This window comes from Colwellia ponticola, assembly GCF_005885605.1.
Classification (GTDB): Bacteria; Pseudomonadota; Gammaproteobacteria; order Enterobacterales; family Alteromonadaceae; genus Colwellia; species Colwellia ponticola.
In genome coordinates this window covers 14,965-34,001 of the sequence record NZ_SZVP01000018.1, presented here as the reverse complement: position 1 = coordinate 34,001, position 19,037 = coordinate 14,965, and the positions used below count along the sequence as shown (strand labels likewise).

General features: G+C 37.1%; 21 protein-coding genes and 5 tRNA genes. 21 read left to right on the top strand and 5 right to left on the bottom strand.

From position 1 onward, the window contains the following. The first annotated feature begins 4 nt into the window (after positions 1 to 4). The 21 genes from FCS21_RS14670 (at position 5) to fliE (ending at position 17,002) form a co-directional block, all read left to right on the top strand. Entirely contained in the window at positions 5 to 757 is a 753-nt protein-coding gene (locus FCS21_RS14670; RefSeq protein WP_246047281.1) for a PepSY domain-containing protein, read from the top strand. Next, positions 744 to 2,594, top strand: a complete 1,851-nt coding sequence (locus FCS21_RS14665; RefSeq protein WP_138624299.1) for a 2Fe-2S iron-sulfur cluster-binding protein — start codon at positions 744 to 746, stop codon at positions 2,592 to 2,594. Before FCS21_RS14670 ends, FCS21_RS14665 begins: the two co-directional genes overlap by 14 nt. Before the next feature lie 30 nt (positions 2,595 to 2,624). Continuing rightward, on the top strand, positions 2,625 to 2,945 hold the full coding sequence (locus FCS21_RS14660; protein ID WP_138624298.1) for a hypothetical protein: 321 nt from the start codon (positions 2,625 to 2,627) through the stop codon (positions 2,943 to 2,945). 66 nt (positions 2,946 to 3,011) lie between these two features. Next, entirely contained in the window at positions 3,012 to 3,545 is a 534-nt protein-coding gene (locus tag FCS21_RS14655; protein ID WP_138624297.1) for a c-type cytochrome, read from the top strand. Positions 3,546 to 3,696: 151 nt separating this feature from the next. Beyond that, positions 3,697 to 4,515 (top strand): formyltransferase family protein, encoded by an 819-nt coding sequence (locus FCS21_RS14650; RefSeq protein ID WP_138624296.1) that lies wholly within the window; start codon positions 3,697 to 3,699, stop codon positions 4,513 to 4,515. A 382-nt stretch (positions 4,516 to 4,897) separates the two neighbouring features. After that, positions 4,898 to 5,323, top strand: coding sequence for a hypothetical protein (locus tag FCS21_RS14645; protein WP_138624295.1), 426 nt, complete (start codon positions 4,898 to 4,900; stop codon positions 5,321 to 5,323). 236 nt (positions 5,324 to 5,559) lie between these two features. Beyond that, entirely contained in the window at positions 5,560 to 5,994 is a 435-nt protein-coding gene (locus FCS21_RS14640) for a MerR family transcriptional regulator (protein WP_138624294.1), read from the top strand. Continuing rightward, positions 5,987 to 8,251: a heavy metal translocating P-type ATPase gene (locus tag FCS21_RS14635; protein ID WP_138624293.1), complete on the top strand. Its 2,265-nt coding sequence runs from the start codon at positions 5,987 to 5,989 to the stop codon at positions 8,249 to 8,251. Before FCS21_RS14640 ends, FCS21_RS14635 begins: the two co-directional genes overlap by 8 nt. A 24-nt stretch (positions 8,252 to 8,275) precedes the next feature. Then, positions 8,276 to 8,632 (top strand): cupredoxin domain-containing protein, encoded by a 357-nt coding sequence (locus FCS21_RS14630; protein WP_138624292.1) that lies wholly within the window; start codon positions 8,276 to 8,278, stop codon positions 8,630 to 8,632. 15 nt (positions 8,633 to 8,647) lie between these two features. Beyond that, the gene (locus tag FCS21_RS14625; protein WP_138624291.1) at positions 8,648 to 9,019 is read left to right on the top strand and encodes a P-II family nitrogen regulator; all 372 of its coding nucleotides are present in this window, start codon (positions 8,648 to 8,650) and stop codon (positions 9,017 to 9,019) included. 103 nt (positions 9,020 to 9,122) lie between these two features. Further along, positions 9,123 to 9,494, top strand: a complete 372-nt coding sequence (locus FCS21_RS14620) for a cation transporter (protein WP_138624290.1) — start codon at positions 9,123 to 9,125, stop codon at positions 9,492 to 9,494. Positions 9,495 to 9,528: 34 nt separating this feature from the next. Then, positions 9,529 to 9,870 carry a hypothetical protein gene (locus FCS21_RS14615; RefSeq protein WP_138624289.1) on the top strand — a complete coding sequence of 114 codons (342 nt, stop codon included), beginning with the start codon at positions 9,529 to 9,531 and terminating at the stop codon, positions 9,868 to 9,870. Between the two features lie 74 nt (positions 9,871 to 9,944). Beyond that, a complete protein-coding gene (locus FCS21_RS14610) occupies positions 9,945 to 10,253 on the top strand; it encodes a YHS domain-containing protein (RefSeq protein ID WP_138624288.1) in 309 nt (102 codons plus the stop codon). Further along, the gene (locus FCS21_RS16935) at positions 10,243 to 10,515 is read left to right on the top strand and encodes a DUF5676 family membrane protein (RefSeq protein WP_222927974.1); all 273 of its coding nucleotides are present in this window, start codon (positions 10,243 to 10,245) and stop codon (positions 10,513 to 10,515) included. Before FCS21_RS14610 ends, FCS21_RS16935 begins: the two co-directional genes overlap by 11 nt. A gap of 24 nt (positions 10,516 to 10,539) precedes the next feature. Then, positions 10,540 to 10,905, top strand: a complete 366-nt coding sequence (locus FCS21_RS14600) for a cation transporter (protein WP_138624287.1) — start codon at positions 10,540 to 10,542, stop codon at positions 10,903 to 10,905. A gap of 20 nt (positions 10,906 to 10,925) precedes the next feature. Then, on the top strand, positions 10,926 to 11,573 hold the full coding sequence (locus FCS21_RS14595; RefSeq protein ID WP_246047278.1) for a methyltransferase family protein: 648 nt from the start codon (positions 10,926 to 10,928) through the stop codon (positions 11,571 to 11,573). 53 nt (positions 11,574 to 11,626) lie between these two features. Continuing rightward, on the top strand, positions 11,627 to 12,085 hold the full coding sequence (locus tag FCS21_RS14590; RefSeq protein ID WP_138624285.1) for an ATPase: 459 nt from the start codon (positions 11,627 to 11,629) through the stop codon (positions 12,083 to 12,085). Between the two features lie 368 nt (positions 12,086 to 12,453). After that, positions 12,454 to 13,776, top strand: coding sequence for an APC family permease (locus tag FCS21_RS14585; protein ID WP_138624284.1), 1,323 nt, complete (start codon positions 12,454 to 12,456; stop codon positions 13,774 to 13,776). Positions 13,777 to 13,881: 105 nt separating this feature from the next. Next, positions 13,882 to 15,648 carry a copper resistance system multicopper oxidase gene (locus FCS21_RS14580; protein ID WP_138624283.1) on the top strand — a complete coding sequence of 589 codons (1,767 nt, stop codon included), beginning with the start codon at positions 13,882 to 13,884 and terminating at the stop codon, positions 15,646 to 15,648. Positions 15,649 to 15,657: 9 nt separating this feature from the next. Then, the gene (locus FCS21_RS14575) at positions 15,658 to 16,407 is read left to right on the top strand and encodes a copper resistance protein B (RefSeq protein WP_138624282.1); all 750 of its coding nucleotides are present in this window, start codon (positions 15,658 to 15,660) and stop codon (positions 16,405 to 16,407) included. A gap of 271 nt (positions 16,408 to 16,678) precedes the next feature. Further along, entirely contained in the window at positions 16,679 to 17,002 is a 324-nt protein-coding gene (gene fliE, locus FCS21_RS14570) for a flagellar hook-basal body complex protein FliE (RefSeq protein WP_138624281.1), read from the top strand. 1,087 nt (positions 17,003 to 18,089) lie between these two features. On the opposite strand, the gene FCS21_RS14560 is transcribed toward fliE, so the two are convergent. From FCS21_RS14560 to FCS21_RS14540, 5 genes are all read right to left on the bottom strand, one after another. Beyond that, positions 18,090 to 18,166, bottom strand: a tRNA-Met gene (locus tag FCS21_RS14560). A 46-nt stretch (positions 18,167 to 18,212) separates the two neighbouring features. Then, positions 18,213 to 18,289, bottom strand: a tRNA-Met gene (locus FCS21_RS14555). A gap of 90 nt (positions 18,290 to 18,379) precedes the next feature. Beyond that, positions 18,380 to 18,456 (bottom strand) — tRNA-Met (locus FCS21_RS14550). Between the two features lie 135 nt (positions 18,457 to 18,591). After that, positions 18,592 to 18,668: transfer RNA gene (locus FCS21_RS14545), tRNA-Met, on the bottom strand. 115 nt (positions 18,669 to 18,783) lie between these two features. Next, a tRNA-Met gene (locus FCS21_RS14540) sits at positions 18,784 to 18,860 on the bottom strand. Between the last annotated feature and the right edge of the window lie 177 nt (positions 18,861 to 19,037).

The window sequence follows — 19,037 nt, the reverse complement described above, 5'->3', positions numbered from 1 at the left end:
TTCTATGAATTTATTGAAAACTAGCCGAAAATTTCACAAATGGTTAATGTTATTTTTAGGTATACAGTTTTTGATTTGGTCGATATCAGGTGCTTATATGGTGATTCTTGATATTGACTATATTCATGGAGATAGCTTGGTGATTAATCACCAAGCTAAAATTAATGCTAATAAAATTACTTATCCTTTATCAGCATTACGGAAACGGTTTCCTCATTTAGAAAATATAGAAGTAGGACTTTTCGTTGGTCAAGAAGTTTACCGTTTTACTCTGCTTGATGAGAAATATGTCATTAATGCCAGTAACGGTCATGAAATATCACCAATAAATTCTAATGATGCTATTAAAGCTGCAAAGTACTATTACAGTGGGAATGGTGATGTTACGGATGCTTATTTGCTCACTGAGAACCCGCCAATAGAATTAAGTCGTAGGGCTTTACCTGCTTGGCGAATTAACTTCAATGACTTTGGTAATCCATCGATTTATGTTTCTGCTCAAACAGGAACATTAGTCAGTAAACGTCATGAGTTTTGGCGCATTTTTGATTTGATGTTTAGCTTACATGTTATGGATTACGAAGAAGAGGACCCAAGTAATAAACTCTTATTTTTGTTTACTATATTTTCAATTATGGCATCAATATTTGGTGCTATCTTAAGTTATTTTGTGATTTTTAAAAAAACTAAAGTAACTAAATTCAAACCTTTAAATGCTAGCAGTAATGAGGAAGGAATTAATCATGTTTCTCCTTAAAAAAATACATAAGTGGCTTTCAATTTTGGTTGGTTTACAACTTTTAATTTGGCTAAGCACTGGTTTGTTTTTTAATTTGATGGATCACCAAAAGACTTCTGGAGAGAAATTTAGCCAACGTCCTGCTATTGCTGAAGTAAATGAAAATAACCTCGTTGAGCCACAAAGTGTTTTACTTAAATCAAAACCCACGGTGTCACTTACACAGATATCGTTATTGGAACATCCATACTATTTACTGACGCATGATAGAAGTTTGTATAGTCATTTTAATAATAACTATTCCTTAGTCGATGCATATTCGGGTAGGGAAGTGATTATTGATGAAGTAATGGCAAGCGAGCTTGCTCAGGCTTCTTATAAAGGAAAAGCAGGAATTAGTAGTGTCATTAAAATGTCTCCACCTTATGACGATATTCCTCGTGAACAAAATAATGTTTGGCAAATTAATTATGCTGATGAGGTGAATACCAGTGTTTATATTGATGCAGGATCAGGTCGAGTAGTTAAGCATAGCAATGATGATAAACGGTTTGCGGACATATTTTTTATGTTGCACTTTATGGATTATGGCGTAGAAGGAAGCTTTAACAATATTCAAATTATTATCTTTGCTATTTTTACATTCTTCTTTGCCCTAACAGGTTTTATTTGGACGATTGAACTAGGCATTAATGGTCAATATAAAGTTAATTTTGGAATAAAAAAACGTAAATTACTACTTTTTGATATGAATCAGCAACCGATGGGCGAGTTTGAAGTAACTACAAAATCAAGTTTACTTGATGAGCTCATTGAGCATGATATTGCTTTATCTTCAACATGTGGCGGAGGTGGTTCTTGTGGGCAGTGCAAAATACGGTGTGATAAAAAGACTAAAATCACCTCAACAGAGCATGTTCATTTTACGGATGAACAATTACAACAAGGTTACCGCTTAGCTTGTCAACATGATGCAACTGAAATTGAAAAACTAACGTTAGTTGATGTAACTCAAGCAAAAAAACATACACTGGAATTAACAAATAGTGAGTTTATTAGTCCGTATATTAAAGAGCTTAGATTCAAAATTATTGGTGGCTATAACTTAACCTTTAAAGCGGGGGCGCATATACGCTTCTATATTCCACCAGCGAAAGGAGTTTCTATTCCCATGCGTCTTCCTGACGCATTCAAACGTCATTGGCATGATACAGAACATTTGGAATATGAGCATAAAGCTTGTAGCCGAAGCTACTCTTTGGCAAATGGTAATGGCCAAATTGAAGGTGGAGCGAATGAATTAATATTTACAATAAAAATTCAGAATTCCCCCAATAAGAGTGTACTTCCGGGGGTCGGCTCTAATTACCTATGCAACTTAGGATTAGGGCAAACAATAGAAGCAGTAGGACCATTTGAACGCTTTTACGCAAAACCACCGAGTAACAAAACTATGATGTTAATTGGTGCGGGTTCAGGTATAGCTCCTTTAAGATCTTTGATAGAAGAACAACTTAATCAGACGGATAAAGGTAGGCATACCAATAGAGATATTTATTTTTTTTATGGTGCTAGGTCAGAGACTGATTTGTTATATAAAGATGAGTTTTTCAAGTTATCAAAACGCCATCCGCACTTCCATTACTACCCTGTATTATCCAGACCACCTAATGGCTGGTCTGGAGCTAAAGGGTATGTTCAAGACTTACTGAAATTACATATCAACAGTATTTACCAAATTGAAAATGTAGAATTTTACCTATGTGGGCCTAATAACATGATGTCTGCAACCATTAATTTGTTAAAAACAAATAATGTTAATGCAAAGAACATTGCATTTGATGAATTTACCTAAAAACCTTAATGACTAACGTAGGAGTAAACCATGAAAACAGCATTACTTAAAAAAGCCAGTAAAGTCGCATTGGTATTAATACCAACCATTACTTTATCAATGGCAGCTACAGCACATGACCCCAGTATGCATGTGAAAAAGGCTGAAAAAGCTGATTGTAGCAAAATGGATCATAGCAAGATGGATATGACAGATCCTGTTGCTATCGCCATGATGAAAAAATGTATGAAACAAGCTGAAAAATCAAACGACAAGATGGACCATAGTAAGATGAGCAAAGAAATGGACCACAGCAAAATGAAAAAAATGACGGATAAAAATGAGAAAAAAGATGACCACGACGAACATTAATAAATGTTGAGAAAACACTTAGCGCAAATTATGCGCTAAGTGACTTATAACGACTAAGGAAAAGCGATGAAAATGCTTAAATTATTACTGCTATTTGTTATTTTAGGGTTAGGAGTCGTGACAACAGTCATGTATTCAGGAATTGTCGATGTAGCTGCTGATGAACCACACAGTGATTTTGTTTATTGGATTTTAGAAGAAACCAGAGAAAATTCGATAAAAAAGGCCGCTGAAAATATTGAAGTACCTGATTTAGACGTTCCTGACTTGTTATTAACAGGTGGTTCTGACTATGAATTTATGTGCTCAAGTTGTCATTTAGCTCCAGGACAAACAGAAAGTGATATGAGCTTAGGTTTATATCCAGCACCACCTAATTTAACTATTGCTGCTGAGAGTCATAAAGGTCACGAGCATGGCGATGGGGCACAAAATGATCGTAAAAATTTTTGGGTGATTAAACATGGTATTAAAGCGTCTGGAATGCCTGCTTGGGGTAAAACTCACGATGATCAACGTATTTGGGCAATGGTCGCATTTATAAAAAGATTACCAACATTAACACCTGAACAATATCAGGTGCTTACGGCAGTAGATTAATATTTTTTTATATAAAAGCTAGCCCAATTTAAAGGGAGTTGTAACCAAGTAAAAAATGAAGACGATGACTGGAGTGATATCGAATAAAGGCGAGGCACTAGGCTTTACTGCTTTTTTCTTTGAAAATATAAAAAAACAATAAGAGTAGTGTATGAAAATTGTTTACTTAGGAAATAATTTATTTTCCTCGTGCTTAAAATATTTACTGGCAGAAGGTCATCAAATACTAAGGGTATATAAAAATAACTCACCACATGACTCATCTATTATAGATAGGTTGTGTGAGAATAATTGTATTCCTTTGCATAATCATAAGCCTAATCTGAGTGAATTAAATCAATTAATTTCACTAGGAGCAGAGATGTTTATTATTGCTGAGTATTCTTATTTAGTTCCTGTTACAAAGGTCAAGTATGCAATCAATATACATCCAACATTATTACCTGAGGGAAGAGGACCTACTCCTTTACCTTATTTAATCAAATTACCAGAGTTTTCTGGTGTAACGATACACAAAATACGTGATAGTTTTGACTCTGGAGATATTGTCTTACAGTCCAAAATACCACAATCAATAGATGAAAGTTTAACTACATTAATGATAAAGGTACACCTTGAATCTGTAAAATTATTGAAGGTTTTTTTTCAAGATATTGATTATTATTATCAATTAGCTTATCCACAAAAAGGTCATAGTTACTGGGCAAAAATCAATGGCTCGGAGAGAGTTTTAGATTGGAATTCACCGATAAAGGATATTCAAAAACAAATGAGATGCTTTGGTCATATAGGTTTAATTGTAAAGTTAGAACAAGAGTTATGGGCAACATCTCATCTAGAGATAATAGATTATAAACATAGCTTAAAGCCTGGGCATGTCGTGTTTGAAGATGACAGTTTACTGGCTATTAATGCTCTCGATGGAATTGTTTGTGTGCATAAAAATTCTATGTCGCTGGTGACCATGTGATGCCTATAACCTTAGGCTAGATGAGATTATAGTAATATTACGGAAAAGCAGGTCAAGTAACGGTATTCATAGTATCTTGTCTGATACGTTACTGATGATAATCCGAAAGTTCCGGCTAAAAACGTCTTATTCTTTGTTGAGTAGTATTTGTCTAGAATGACTAGGCTACATACTACTCGTCGCGACTAAAACGCTTAACAAAACAGAACGTTATTAGATAGGTTTTAGCGACAATATGCGTAGTGTTATGTATGCTTTCGCTATTTATCTATCTGATATTTATATTGAATATTACTTATTAAAATTAAACTTAGGTTTGACACGTTTCTTTGATCTAAAGCATGACAAATAATAAGAAATAAACTATTATTAAGCGTGTAAAATGGTTACTTTATGGGTAAGTATGTTATCTCATTTTAAATGTTCTATCGTGATTATTATTACTTTGTTGTTTACACAACAAAGTTTTGCTGCGTATGCACCAATGAAATGCGATAACATGGACAGCGAAACTGCTGTCACGTCAGATAAAGATTCTCACTTAACCTCAAGATTGAACATGCATAAACATGGCTCAATTTCAAAAAATAAAATTTCTTCCCATAAAAAATGTGATGATTGCAGCTCTGGTGATTGTTTATGTGGTGACATGGGAAGTTGCTTCAGCTCTACTGCCTCTATTTCGGCACAAACTACAGAACAGAAATATATGCTATTCACTAATCAAGGGAATAGATTTTCAATTCAAAAAAAATACCCAAATTCAGGTGTTCACCTGAACTTATTTAGACCTCCTATACATATTTAGTCCTAGGATCAGTGCGTCTTTAGCACGCACATCGATCTAACCCTTTTAAGCTGTTAAGTCTAACTATGGTAGTTAATTCCCCCATTTTTGGCTATTAATCCGTGGGCTTAACAGTTTTTTTCAAAAAAATAAATTTACTAATGGTCACTTGACCCATGCCTTAGGCACAGGTGTAAGCTAATCATAGGTTATTAAATGAACACTTATTTTGTATGTTATGACAAAGGATTCTTGTGATGAGAGTAACTGAATTAGCGAACGCTATGGATACAACACCAGATACGGTGAGGTATTACACCAGAATTGGACTTATTGTGCCGATTAAAAGTCCTAATAATGGTTATAAAACCTATGGTAAAAAAACTCAACAAAGACTTAAATTTATTCTCAGTGCTAGACAATTAGATTTTTCAGTAGAAGAAATCAAAGGTATTTTATCTGAATCGGATAAGGGAAATACTGCTTGCCCATTGGTTAGAGAAATTGTGGAGCATCGCCTTGCAGAAACGGAAAAACAGTTTCAAGCAACATTGATATTAAGAAAGAGATTAAAAAAAGCCATGGATGATTGGCAGAGCAAACCCAATAAAGCCCCCACAGGGGACATGATTTGTCACCTCATTGAAGGTGAGAGTGAAGGTGATGCGCATCAAAGAGGTAATAATGGATAAATTAACGGGCAATACAAGTAGTAAAAATACTCAAGAATTGATTATTGAGGGAGCTGGATGTGCCAGTTGCGTCGGTAAGATTGAAATGGCTTTAAACCAGATTAATGGCGTAGATAGCGCAGAAATGAATTTTGCACTACGAACAGTAACTATAAGTGGAGACGTTGAATCTACAGTTCTTATTAAGGCTATTGAAACGATAGGTTACAACGCTAGCAGTGCTAATGATATTAGCGATGATGATTTATTGGATGAAAAAGAACTTGCCGACGAAAAATACTACACAAGCTTAATGAGGCAGGTGTGGATTGCTCTTGGACTAGGTGTACCACTGATGATTTATAGCGTTTTTGGTGGCCCTATGACCGTTGAAACATCGCTAGAGCGAGGTGTGTGGTTATTTATAGGTATCTTATGCGCAGCTATTATGTATTTTGCCGGTAAACATTTTTATATTGGTGCTTGGAAGTCATTTATAAATCACAACGCTAACATGGATACCTTAATAGCGATAGGTACGGGCACTGCATGGGTCTATTCCATGGTTGTTGTGCTCTTTCCTATGGCATTACCAGAGATGGCCCGACATGTTTACTTTGAAGCGACAGCCATGATCATTGGGTTAATCAACTTAGGATTAGCACTTGAAGTAAAAGCAAGAGGAAGAACAAGTGAAGCAATAAAGCGCTTAATTGGTTTGCAAGCAAAAACTGCCCGTGTAGTACGTGATGAGAAAGAAATTGATATCGCTATCGAACAGGTCTTACTCAATGACATTGTGCGAGTAAGACCGGGAGAAAAAATTCCAGTCGATGGTGTTGTAACACAGGGACGTACCTCAATCGATGAGTCGATGTTAACTGGGGAGCCCATGCCTGTTGAAAAAGTTGAAGAGGATGAAATCGTTGCAGGTACGTTAAATAAAACAGGATCCATTCTATTTAAAGCAACCAGGGTTGGTAAAGATACGGCATTAGCGCAAATTATTAATATGGTTAAAAGGGCGCAGAACTCAAAACCACCTATTGGTCGTCTAGCTGATATCATTTCGGCTTATTTTGTCCCTGTTGTGATGATTATTGCCATTGTTAGCGCATTAGTATGGCTTAACTTTGGTCCTGAGCCGACCTTAGCTTTTGCTGTAATCTCAGCAACAACGGTTTTGATTATCGCTTGTCCTTGTGCGCTTGGCTTAGCAACCCCTATGTCAGTAATGGTTGGCGTTGGTAAAGCTGCGGAAGCAGGGGTGTTGATCCGTAATGGTGAAGCATTGCAAACAGCGTCAAAAATTACCGCTATGATTTTAGATAAAACAGGAACAATTACCGAAGGCGCTCCTAAAGTAACTGATTTTATTATCTCAGACGAACAATATACAGAAGCATATATTTTGACCGTTGCCGCCAGTATAGAAAGTGGCTCTGAGCACCCTCTAGCACAAGCAATAGTCGATTCTGCTATTGAAAAAGGTATTGAGCCTAAGAGTGTTAACGAATTTCAAGCAATTACTGGGCATGGTGTTGAAGCGCAATTAAATGGTCAAAAAATACTTTTTGGTAATCAAAAGTTAATGTTAAAAAATGATGTTGTGTTAAATGACTTTGTTAATAAAGCACAAAAGCTTGCCGATGAAGCTAAAACGCCAATGTATTTGGCCATAGATAATAAACTCGCTGCAATAATTGCAGTATCTGATCCCATTAAGAAAGACTCAACCGATGCTATAAAAAGACTTCAAGCGAATGGAATTCGCGTCATTATGCTGACAGGAGATAATAGCGCGACCGCCAATGCAGTGGCCAAAAAAGTCGGTATTACAGAAGTTTTTGCTGAGGTATTACCCGAAGAAAAATCAAATAAAGTTGCTGAGTTGCAAGCGCAAGGCGAAATAGTAGGTATGACCGGAGATGGAATTAATGATGCCCCTGCATTGGCCTTAGCTAATGTTGGCTTTGCTATTGGTACAGGAACTGATGTCGCTATTGAGAGTGCAGATATTACTTTAATGCGCGGTTCGTTACATGGTCTTGCTGACGCAATAGCGGTAAGTAAAGCAACGTTGCGCAATATTAAGCAAAATCTTTTTGGTGCATTTATTTATAACATTGCAGGCGTTCCCTTTGCCGCTGGATTACTCTATCCATTTTTTGGTCTTATGCTAAATCCCGTTATTGCAGGCGCTGCAATGGCATTCTCTTCTTTGACCGTAGTAAGTAATGCTAATCGCTTGAGATTTTTTAAGCCTAAAGAACACTAACATGATGAACAAGGAGTAAATAAAATGATGATAATTAATTTATTAGGGTTAGTGCTTATAGGGCTAATTATTTGGTGGTTTTGGTTATATAAACCAGCAAAGGCCGTTGACTCAAGGTCAGAAAACATAACGATAATTGTGAATAACGGCGTTTATCAACCATCAAGAATAAAAGTTGCAGCGGGAAAGAAAACATCACTACAGTTTCTCCGTAAAGATGGCAGTCCTTGTGCAGCAACAGTGTTATTTCCTGAATTTGAAATAAGTGAAGAATTGCCGTTGGATGTAAGTAGGAATATTGATTTGCCCTCGATGTCGCCGGGCGAGTATTTATTTCATTGCCCAATGAAAATGTATACCGGCACTTTAGTCGTTGAATAGGTAAAGGTGAAAGAGATGAAGCTTAAAAAAATAACAGCGATTATAAATGAAATCCAGTTAGACAATGTGGCAAAAGCCCTCAATGCGCACGGGGTAAAAGGCTTTACTATCCATCCGGTGAGCGGTAGAGGAAATTATTGTAATACATACTCTAAAGATGGCCTAGTGACACATAAACAAATAGAAGTTTATACCGTTGACATACATGCACAGAAGGTTGCGGGTTTAATCATGGAAATAGCTGATGTTGGCTTAGATAGTGAAGGACTTGTCGCTATTACCAGTGTCGACGAATTGTTATGGGTTTATGAAAAAACACCTGCTCAAAGTAGTGATTTTAACTTCATTGATCCTTTGAGTGATAGTCCCTTAGGAAAAAATGAGTAACAAGCAACCCTCATTTAGGTCAATACCAAAAGACTAGGCAGTATTAGATTTTAAACGTAATGAGCAACAAAAATAGAATATAGAAACATTAAAGGAGAAATTTATGACTGATTTAGAGCATAGAGTTGGCGTTAGAGAAAATAACTTAGTTATTAGAAACCTCAGGCTATCAAAGGCAACCGAGCAGAATATAGATCCATTAATTGAAGAAATAGACAAGATGTTTGGTTTAGACGAGGTTTCATTTAATCGAAAGGACGAATCTATTCATTTAGCTTACGATGCCGTTAATTTGAATCTTGATGGTATTGAAGATGTTATCAGAAAACATGGTGTAGATATCCATGATGACTGGTGGACTCACACCAAAGAAGGTTATTACAAGTTTTGTGATCAAAATATAAAAGATAATTCCGAACATGAACCCTGGAGCTGTCATAGAACACCCCCAAGTTCGATTAAAAGAAAACGTTAAATTCAATCAAACACTTTAATAATAGGAATTAATTATGCTAGCTAAAATAATAGCTCTTGTCGTTTTTGCGGTAGTACTCACAGGTTGTGCAAACAGCGACTTTTCACATAACTATTTAATGCGTGGTCAAGTCGTTTCAGACTTACCTAATAATATTGTCGTATGTGTTGGTTTAGATGATGGAGCAAAAGTTGGTCAAATTCTTAATACATATCGGTTTATTATGAATAACAACTATGGAAGAGGCACGAGAACTTTTACAAAAGTGGAAAAAGGACAAGTTATAATTGAAGAAATTATAGATCAACACTTTGCTAAAGTGTCAGTTTTAAAAGGGACTGTTAATAAAAGTGATATGGTGCAATTAAATAAATAAAGGGTTCTCTCTTGCGTGGTAGGGATTAGGTATCACGCTTTTTTCACCTAACATAATCTAATAGGAGATCAATTATGGAAGGTTTATTGTCATTATTGTTTTACGCCATATTTTTTTATTTTCTGATGCGCTTTGGCTGCGGCTCACATATGGTACATGGCCATCATAGTGAAGCAGATAAAAAATCAAATGATGCAGTTTTTATGGACCCCGTTTGCGGAAAAGTTGTAGCAGACAACGAAGGTTATGGCGAATTAGTTGATGGTAAATTGTTTCGCTTTTGTTCTAAATCTTGTTTAGATGAGTTTGATCATAATATTGAACAGTTAAGCCAAAAACCTAATAAATTTGCCGTTAAAAAGGAACATAAAAATGAAGCATAAAATGTCCCTTTTTGCCTTTGGCAATGCCACTAGTTTGTTTTTGCTAATGAGTTTTACAATCTGTGTGATATTCGATCTCACTCTGCCAGAACACGCGATGTACACCGTGTGGTTAAAATTGTTACCAGGTTTTACGTGGATATCATGGCAAAGCTTTTTCTTAGGTGCTGCTGAGAGCTATGCCTACGGGTGGTACATCGCGTTAATTTGGGTGCCATTATATAACTATTTTGGCCATAAAGTTAAATGTTCAAAAGAGTAAACAACATAAAACGGAGATTTTACTATGACTAACATAAAACACCGCGTTGGCGTTAATGAGCTGAACTTAGTGAGTAGGCATCTAAAGCTTGATCATATTACTGATGATAATAAATCAGCATTGTTAGCTGAAATTGATCTTATTCACGGTATAGATACCGTTTCGTATAATGATAAAGAGCAAGTATTTAGTGTTGCTTATGACGCAACGCATACTAACTTGGAAGAAATAGAGCAAATTATCACCCGTTATGGTGCTTATATTGCTGATGGTTGGTGGAATCACTTTAAAGAAAATTATTATAAATTTGTCGACCAAAATATAAAAGATAATGCTGAGCACGTATCGAGTTGTTGTCATAAACCACCTACTGGTTTACATAAAAAATAACGAATAATTAAGGATTGATTATGGAATTTTCACATTCAGGAGTTTGGGCCATGTCGGCTATCATGATAGTGATTGCTTCATGGGTTTTATACCGTTACTTAGCCCCTAAAAATTGGCGCGAGTGGGCTGGTGCAGGTGTTGTACAAGCTTTTATCATTGCGTTATATGCAGAAATGTATGGTTTTCCTCTCACTATTTATTTACTCGCACGCTTTGGTGGACTAGATGGCACAGAGTTAAATTCCAACCTGTGGTCTTCTTTACTAGGTATGGGCGAAACAGGCATGTTTATAGCAATGATCTTAGGTTATTTTTTGTTGTTTTTTGGTATTGGTTTGTTTTTTCAAGGCTGGCGACAAGTCTACAAGGCGCGCGAGAAAAAAACATTAGTTACTACGGGACTTTATGCATTAGCTCGTCATCCACAGTACACCGGGCTTTTTATTGCACTGTTTGGTGAGGGAGTTATACATTGGCCTACTTTATTCTCAGTAGGTTTGTTTCCGGTTATTATATTTATTTATTATCGACTGGCACTGAGAGAAGAAAAAACAGTTATCGCCGAATTTGGTCAAGAATATACTGAATATAAAGCTAAAACGCCGATGTTCATACCAATGAAGACCCAATGGAGAGCATTTTGGCAACAATCACAAGTTAGTAAATGATTTTGAACTAATTCAGTAAATTAATCGTTATATAAAATATTAAGGAATTAATCATGAAAATAGAAACATTAAAAGACTTACTTGAGTGGACGAAAGCAACACACCGAAACTTATCTGAGTGTATGGTTCATTGTTCAGAGCATCATGAGAGTGAACGTGGAGTGATGTTGTTGAGTTACCTATCTGGACATGAAAATGTACTGGCCACAGTTATTCAAGGTTTTGTTGATACGTCTAGAGCAAGCGTATTAAATACTTGGTGTTTAGAATATTTAGACCGAAAACCCATTCAAATACATGATTATTGTGATGGATACTTTGTAGAGATGGATTTAAGTAAAATAATTGAAACCGTAGTGTCTCAGCATTATCAGATAATATCATTGTATAAGCATTTGTATGCAAAAGCTGATACTCCTCCTATGGAAGAGTTATTAAAGCAGTTAATAGAGTTTGAAGAAAGCCATGTTATGCAAATGGTTCAAGGTGCTAATCGTTTGGAAGACATATAAATTAATTGAAATAAAGAAAGTAGTTAGAGGGTTTATAAGTTATTGATATTAGATTATCTGAAATATCGTTGTTCCATTATAAGTCGCAGCAACGATGAAGTAATTTTTCTCAAGCGCTTCTTTGATGGGTTTAAAATCACTTTATACTGCGTTAGATAATCAAAACATAGAATGACTATGCTTACATTATTTTACTTGCCTAAAATGGTTTTAATTGCCACTGAAACCCTGCACTTTGATTGGTGATGGGTATATAGGTAGTTTAGTTGTCCATATCCGCTTGGTCACAGGCAATTCAAAGCCTTCATAGTTAGGTTAAGTCTGCGAATAGAAGTATGAATTATGAATAAGGATTATCGGAGAATTGTATGAATAAACATGATGATTATGAAAAAGGAAGTTTAAGTTTAACAGGGGCGGTTTCAATGGGAACCGGGGTGATGATTGGCGCAGGTATTTTTGCGCTGACCGGACAAATTGCCGACCTAGCAGGCACGTGGTTTCCCTTGGCATTTTTTGTGGCGGCCATCGTTGCAAGCTTCAGTGCCTACTCTTATGTAAAACTCGCTAACGCTTATCCTTCGGCTGGCGGCATTGCCATGTTCCTGAAGAAAGCTTATGGCCGTTCTTTGATGACAGGTGCACTCGCACTACTAATGTATTTTTCTATGATTATCAATCAGAGTCTAGTAGCCCGAACATTTGGTACCTACACCATGCAATTGTTTGATACAAAAAACATGCAGTGGATGATACCCGCACTTGGTGTTGGGCTGTTGATTTTTGCTTTTTTCATTAATGCATTGAGTAATAAGTTCATCCAATCGCTCTCTTTTGTGACCGCATTTATTAAGATTACAGGTCTAGCCATGCTAGCGATTGGTGGCCTTTGGGCGTCTGGACTAAGCTTCGAAAGCATTTCCTCTACACCTCAAGCAACTGGATTAAGTAGCTTTCTCGGCGCGGTCGCCTTAGGTATTCTAGGCTATAAGGGCTTTACCACAATCACCAACAGTGGTGGCGAGATAAAGGATCCTCATAAAAATGTTGGTCGAGCTATAATTATCTCGATCTTAATTTGCACAATGCTTTACGTGTTGATATCGCTTGCGGTAGGTGCCAATCTTTCGATCGACGAGATCGTCAAAGCAAAAGATTATTCTCTAGCCGAAGCATCACGTCCTGCCTTCGGCCAATATGGACTCTGGTTTACCGTTGGCTTTGCTATCGTCGCAACGGTGTCTGGAGTGATTGCCAGTGTATTCGCAGTTTCACGCATGTTAGCTATGTTAACTAAAATGCAACTAGTACCTCACCGTCACTTTAAGCTACCTGGTGAGATACAAATGCATACGCTGATCTACACTGTGGTGATTGCTATTTTGCTCACCATCTTTTTTGATCTGAGCCGCATCGCTTCACTCGGTGCTATTTTCTATATCATTATGGATATCGGTATTCACTGGGGAGTTCTTAAATATTTACGTAAAGATGTCGAAGCTAATGCGGTAATACTTATTACTGCTATCGTGCTTGATTTGATCGTGCTAGGTGCGTTTCTTTGGGTGAAAGTACAGTCTGACACGCTGGTGATCTGGGCTTCGTTAATTGGTCTCACCGCCATTTTTATAGGCGAAAAATTTTTTCTCAAACTGCATAAAAATGATGACGATGATCCGAATTATAATTAGACTTATTTCGGTAACTTATCGTTTTACATATAGCTAACCAAAACTGCTTATAGACGTATTTTTTGGTTGACCATCTATTTATTCAAAACATGATTGGGGTTCAATATGAACAACAAGAAGACAAATGAAAGACGTAGATTTATCAAAAAAATGACGTATTCTGGCAGTGCCTTAGCGTTTACAAACTCAATGTCTGCGAGTTGGGCTAATCCCATTGGGAGAACCAAGGCTACAGCCGATGCTGCGGATCTAACAACTAATTATGGTGATGGCGTGGTAAGTGGCAACACCATTGATTTAACGGTTGCTCAACAGTCAAAGAGAATTGCAGGTGGAATATCTAATCCCATAACAGTGAATGGTTTATCTCCAGGCCCACTTATTAGACTTAGAGAGGGGCAATCAGTTAACATAAATGTCACTAATCACCTTAAAGACAGTACGTCAATTCACTGGCATGGTTTTATTTTGCCCTTCAATATGGACGGTGTTCCTGGTATTGCGTTTCCTGGAATTGAGCCAAACGCTACCTTTAGTTACCAGTTTGACGTTAAACAAAATGGCACTTACTGGTATCACAGCCACTCAGGTCTCCAAGAGCAACTTGGGCATTTAGGGCCTATTATTATTGACCCCAGTGATGGGGACATAGGTGCTGATAGAGAGCATGTTATTTTACTAAGCGACTGGACATTTGAAGACCCTCATACCGTTTTCAGACATCTGAAAGTAGCTGAAGGCTATTATAATTACCAACAAAGGACGATTAAAGACACGGTCGCGGAGATCAAGAAGCAGGGACTTATGAATGCGCTAAAAGAACGAGCCATGTGGGCAGAAATGCGCATGAACCCCAGAGATATATTAGATGTTACAGGGTCAACCTATACCTATTTAATGAATGGACGTGACGCATCAACGAACTGGACTGCTCTGTATAAACCTAATGAAAGTGTAAGACTGAGGTTAATTAATGGCTCGGCTATGACTTATTTTGACTTTAGGATCCCAGGATTAGAGATGATGGTTGTCGCCGCTGATGGACAACCCATTAAACCTGTTACTGTTGATGAAATCAGGATAGCAGTTGCAGAAACTTATGATGTTATTGTTAAACCAAAAGGCGCAACGGCTTATACGCTTTATGCACAAAGTATGGATAGAAGTGGCTATGTGCGAGGTACATTATCGACAGAATTAGGCGCTCAAGTTAAGATTCCTGCGTTGCGAGCGATGCCTGAACGAGGAATGGCTGCTATGGGAATGGGAAGCATGTCGTCTATGGATGGCATGGCTCACTCTGCCACTATGGACATGAGCACAAATAAGAAAATAGTACCTGTTGAAAATATCGCCATAGAACATAATGACAATGGACACGGTGTTGGCGCATCTATGATAGCGAGCAACCCGACTAGTCGTCTCGATGAGCCTGGGATAGGGCTGGAAGATGTTGAGCATAGGGTTCTGTTATACAGCGATTTAGTTGGCGCGAACCCATGGCCAGATGAGCGTGAGCCTTCGCAAACCATTGAACTACATTTAACGGGTAATATGGAACGTTACATGTGGTCATTTGATGGATTGAAGTTCAGTGAAGTTAAAGGTCCAGTTAACTTTAAATACGGTGAAAGAATTCGACTTATATTAGTTAATGATTCCATGATGGATCATCCTATCCACTTACATGGAATGTGGATGGAATTAGAAAACGGCAACTATCCAGCACCGAGAAAGCACACGATTAGCCTAAAACCAAGTGAAAAAGTTTCGTTGTTAATTAGCGCAGACGCCCCAGGTAATTGGGCATTTCATTGTCACCTGCTTTACCATATGGAAGCCGGTATGTTTAGAATTGTGTCAGTGTCTTAGGAGATTATCATGAAAATAATAAATACAATTGCTGCCTGGTCTATTGTCGTCGTTTGCTCAACCGCTGTAGCGCAAGAAATACCCTCTGACTGGCCGCAACCTATTAAAGAGTCTTATACTGGTCGCGTATTGTTTGATCGAGTTGAATATACACGTACAGATGATGAAGAGAATGTTGGCGTATGGGATATGGTCGGCTGGTATGGCGGTGATACTTATCGCCTTTATTTTAAAAGTGAAGGTGAAAACAAACAAGATGATGGTGAGCCAACAGATATAGAGCGAGCAGAATTGTTAGTCAGTAAATTAATTATGCCGTTTTGGGAGTTACAAGCGGGTATTGGCGCAAGGGGAACGTTGTCGAGTGGCACCAATATGGAAAATTATGCAGTGATAAGTTTCTATGGTCTAGCACCTTATCAATTTGAAATGGATAACTCACTGATGATTAATGAAGATGGGGATATTAGCTTTGCAGTGGAAGCTGAATACGAAATTAGAGTAACGCAAACTTCCTACCTCCAGCCTAGATTAGCATTGAGTGGATCATTATCTAAATCTGAACGATTTGAACGTCCTTCTGGATTTAATTCAGTAAGGCTAGGATTGCGTTACAGAGTCGAGTTTTCTCGTAAATTTTCTCCATACGTTGGCATGTACTGGAGTCGAAATTTAGGTAATAGTGCTGATGCTGCTCGTTTGAATGAGGAATCTGTTAGTGAAACTGGCTTTGTATTTGGCGCACGATTTTGGTTTTAATTGATAAATTAAAGCGATATACGAAATGAAAGCATTGATACATTATTAACCATAACTCTCCAGTGTTGAGTTGTTGAGATTAAATGGTTTGCCCTTATAACAGTCTTTTGTTGCTGAATATCGATGGTTGGGCAGTGTAGTTGTTTTCTTTAAAGGTGGGTTTTACTCATACGTTAGTTGTTGTTATTTAAGGATAATATGTTTTTTTTGGCATTGTGTTTGCATATGTATAGTTAACTTATAACAGTTTATTGACGCAAGTGAAATTAATATGACTATCGTAAATAACTCTCTTTTTAATCAAATGCAAAGTATGACTGTTGAGGCTATGGGAAGCCCTAAAAGTAGCACAAATAACGTTAATCAATCCAGTAACTCCTTTGGTGATTTACTAGCGAATGCTTTGGAGTCTGTAACTGATTTACAGAAGGTAGCGGGTAAAAACACAAGCGACTTTATACGTGGTGAAAGCCAATTGACTCTTGCAGAAGTCATGATTTCACGTTCAAAAGCGGGTATTGCGTCTGAAGCGACATTACAAGTCCGCAATAAGGCACTTGAAGGGTATAAAGAGATTATGAGTATGCCTGTATGATCTCTTTTGACTGTTTACTAGATATATACCCGTTACCATTCAAGATGCAGGTTTGAGAGTGCTTGATCAATGTCAATTCAAGGCGCTGTGATAAAATAATGATTGTTCCATTATAAGTCGCAGCAATGATGAAGTGATTTTGCTCAAGTGCTTCTTTGATGGGTTTAAAATCACTTTATATTGCGTTAAATAATCAAACCATAGAATGATGGCTATGCTTAAATTATTTTCCTTGCCTAAAGTGGTTTTAATTCCCACTGAAATCCTGCACTTTGATTGGTATTCATCAAAATAGAATGTCTCATAAAAATAGAATGTCTCATAATTACTTTCATTAAATAACTTATCATTTAGTTCTTTCAGTTTTTTGAAATCATAATTTATCCTTAGGTTTTTTATTTGGGGGTGGTTACCAATATATAAGTTTAACAGATTAGGTTTTAGACAATAGCAAAAATTAGTGAGAAGAATAATGGCGATTTTTGACAACTTTAGTTAACTAAATACAAATATCAATTGAACTTTTAGTGTTGTATCTATGGGCAGGATAAAACATTTGAGAATACATAATGAGAAACCTGGCAACGCGTATCTTCTCATTAATAACGAATAGATTTGTCACAACTTTATTTTAATTGCTTTTTAATAAATCAAAATACCCGAACATTTAAGTTGATGAATTTAAAGTTGAAAAATATTTTTTTGTCGATGTGTTTAATGTGTTTTTATGTCAGTTAAGATCAGTTTTGGTCACAAGTCGTTGTGACGAGACAATTTGATTTTAAGAATTGTGCGAAGGTCAAAAAATGAATATCCATGCGCTTTTACATAAAATTATGCAAAGGCGCCAAAGAGCAAAAGAAGATGAAATGTCTCACTGATGTCACAAATAAATTTCTAGCTGTTGGCGTAGTAAACTTGAATATAAGAAAAATTGAATAGAAAGGTAAAGTAGGGGGTAAATAATTTAAGATATCGATAATTATTACGTGACTAAAATATATGTCTCATAAAATTATATTTAGATATTTATTCAGATAGATTTGATTTTTTCTGTGTAAGGGGTTGGTTTTTATATTAAATCAAGTGGTTGAGGGAGCAGGATTTGAACCTACGACCTTCGGGTTATGAGCCCGACGAGCTACCAAGCTGCTCCATCCCGCGACAGGATATCTTGTACTTTTGGTATAAGAAATATTTACTTGAAAGTTGGTTGCGGGAGCCAGATTTGAACTGACGACCTTCGGGTTATGAGCCCGACGAGCTACCAGGCTGCTCCATCCCGCGTCCGAATGACTTGATAGTGAATATCAAGAAAGCCTATAACTGTTTGATTCTGTTATAAAAGAATTACTGATTTATACTTTGGTAAGAAGTTGGTTGCGGGAGCCAGATTTGAACTGACGACCTTCGGGTTATGAGCCCGACGAGCTACCAGGCTGCTCCATCCCGCGTCCGAATGACCTACTAAAAGTAGGAAAGCCAAGTTGTTTTAATTCAAACTTAAGAATTGGTTTTCGGAGCCCTTATCTAAGGAAGAGGGAACTGACGACCTAATTTTTATACTTATTTATTTATAATAAACAAGTTGGTTGCGGGAGCCAGATTTGAACTGACGACCTTCGGGTTATGAGCCCGACGAGCTACCAGGCTGCTCCATCCCGCGTCCGAATGACTTACTTTAATTAAAAAGTAAGAAGCCAATAATCATTTTAATTCAGATTATTAAAGAATTATTAAAACACATTTATTTATAAATAAATACTTATATTTCAATAAGTTGGTTGCGGGAGCCAGATTTGAACTGACGACCTTCGGGTTATGAGCCCGACGAGCTACCAGGCTGCTCCATCCCGCGTCCGAATGACCTACTAAAAGTAGGAAAGCCAAGTTGTTTTAATTCTAACTTAAGAATTGGTTGCGGAAGCCAGATTTGAGAACAAATATGACGACCTTCGGCTATCTATAAAAAGCAGCCCGACGAGGTTGAACTTTTAGGCTGCTCCATCCCGCGTCCGAATGACCTAATAAATTA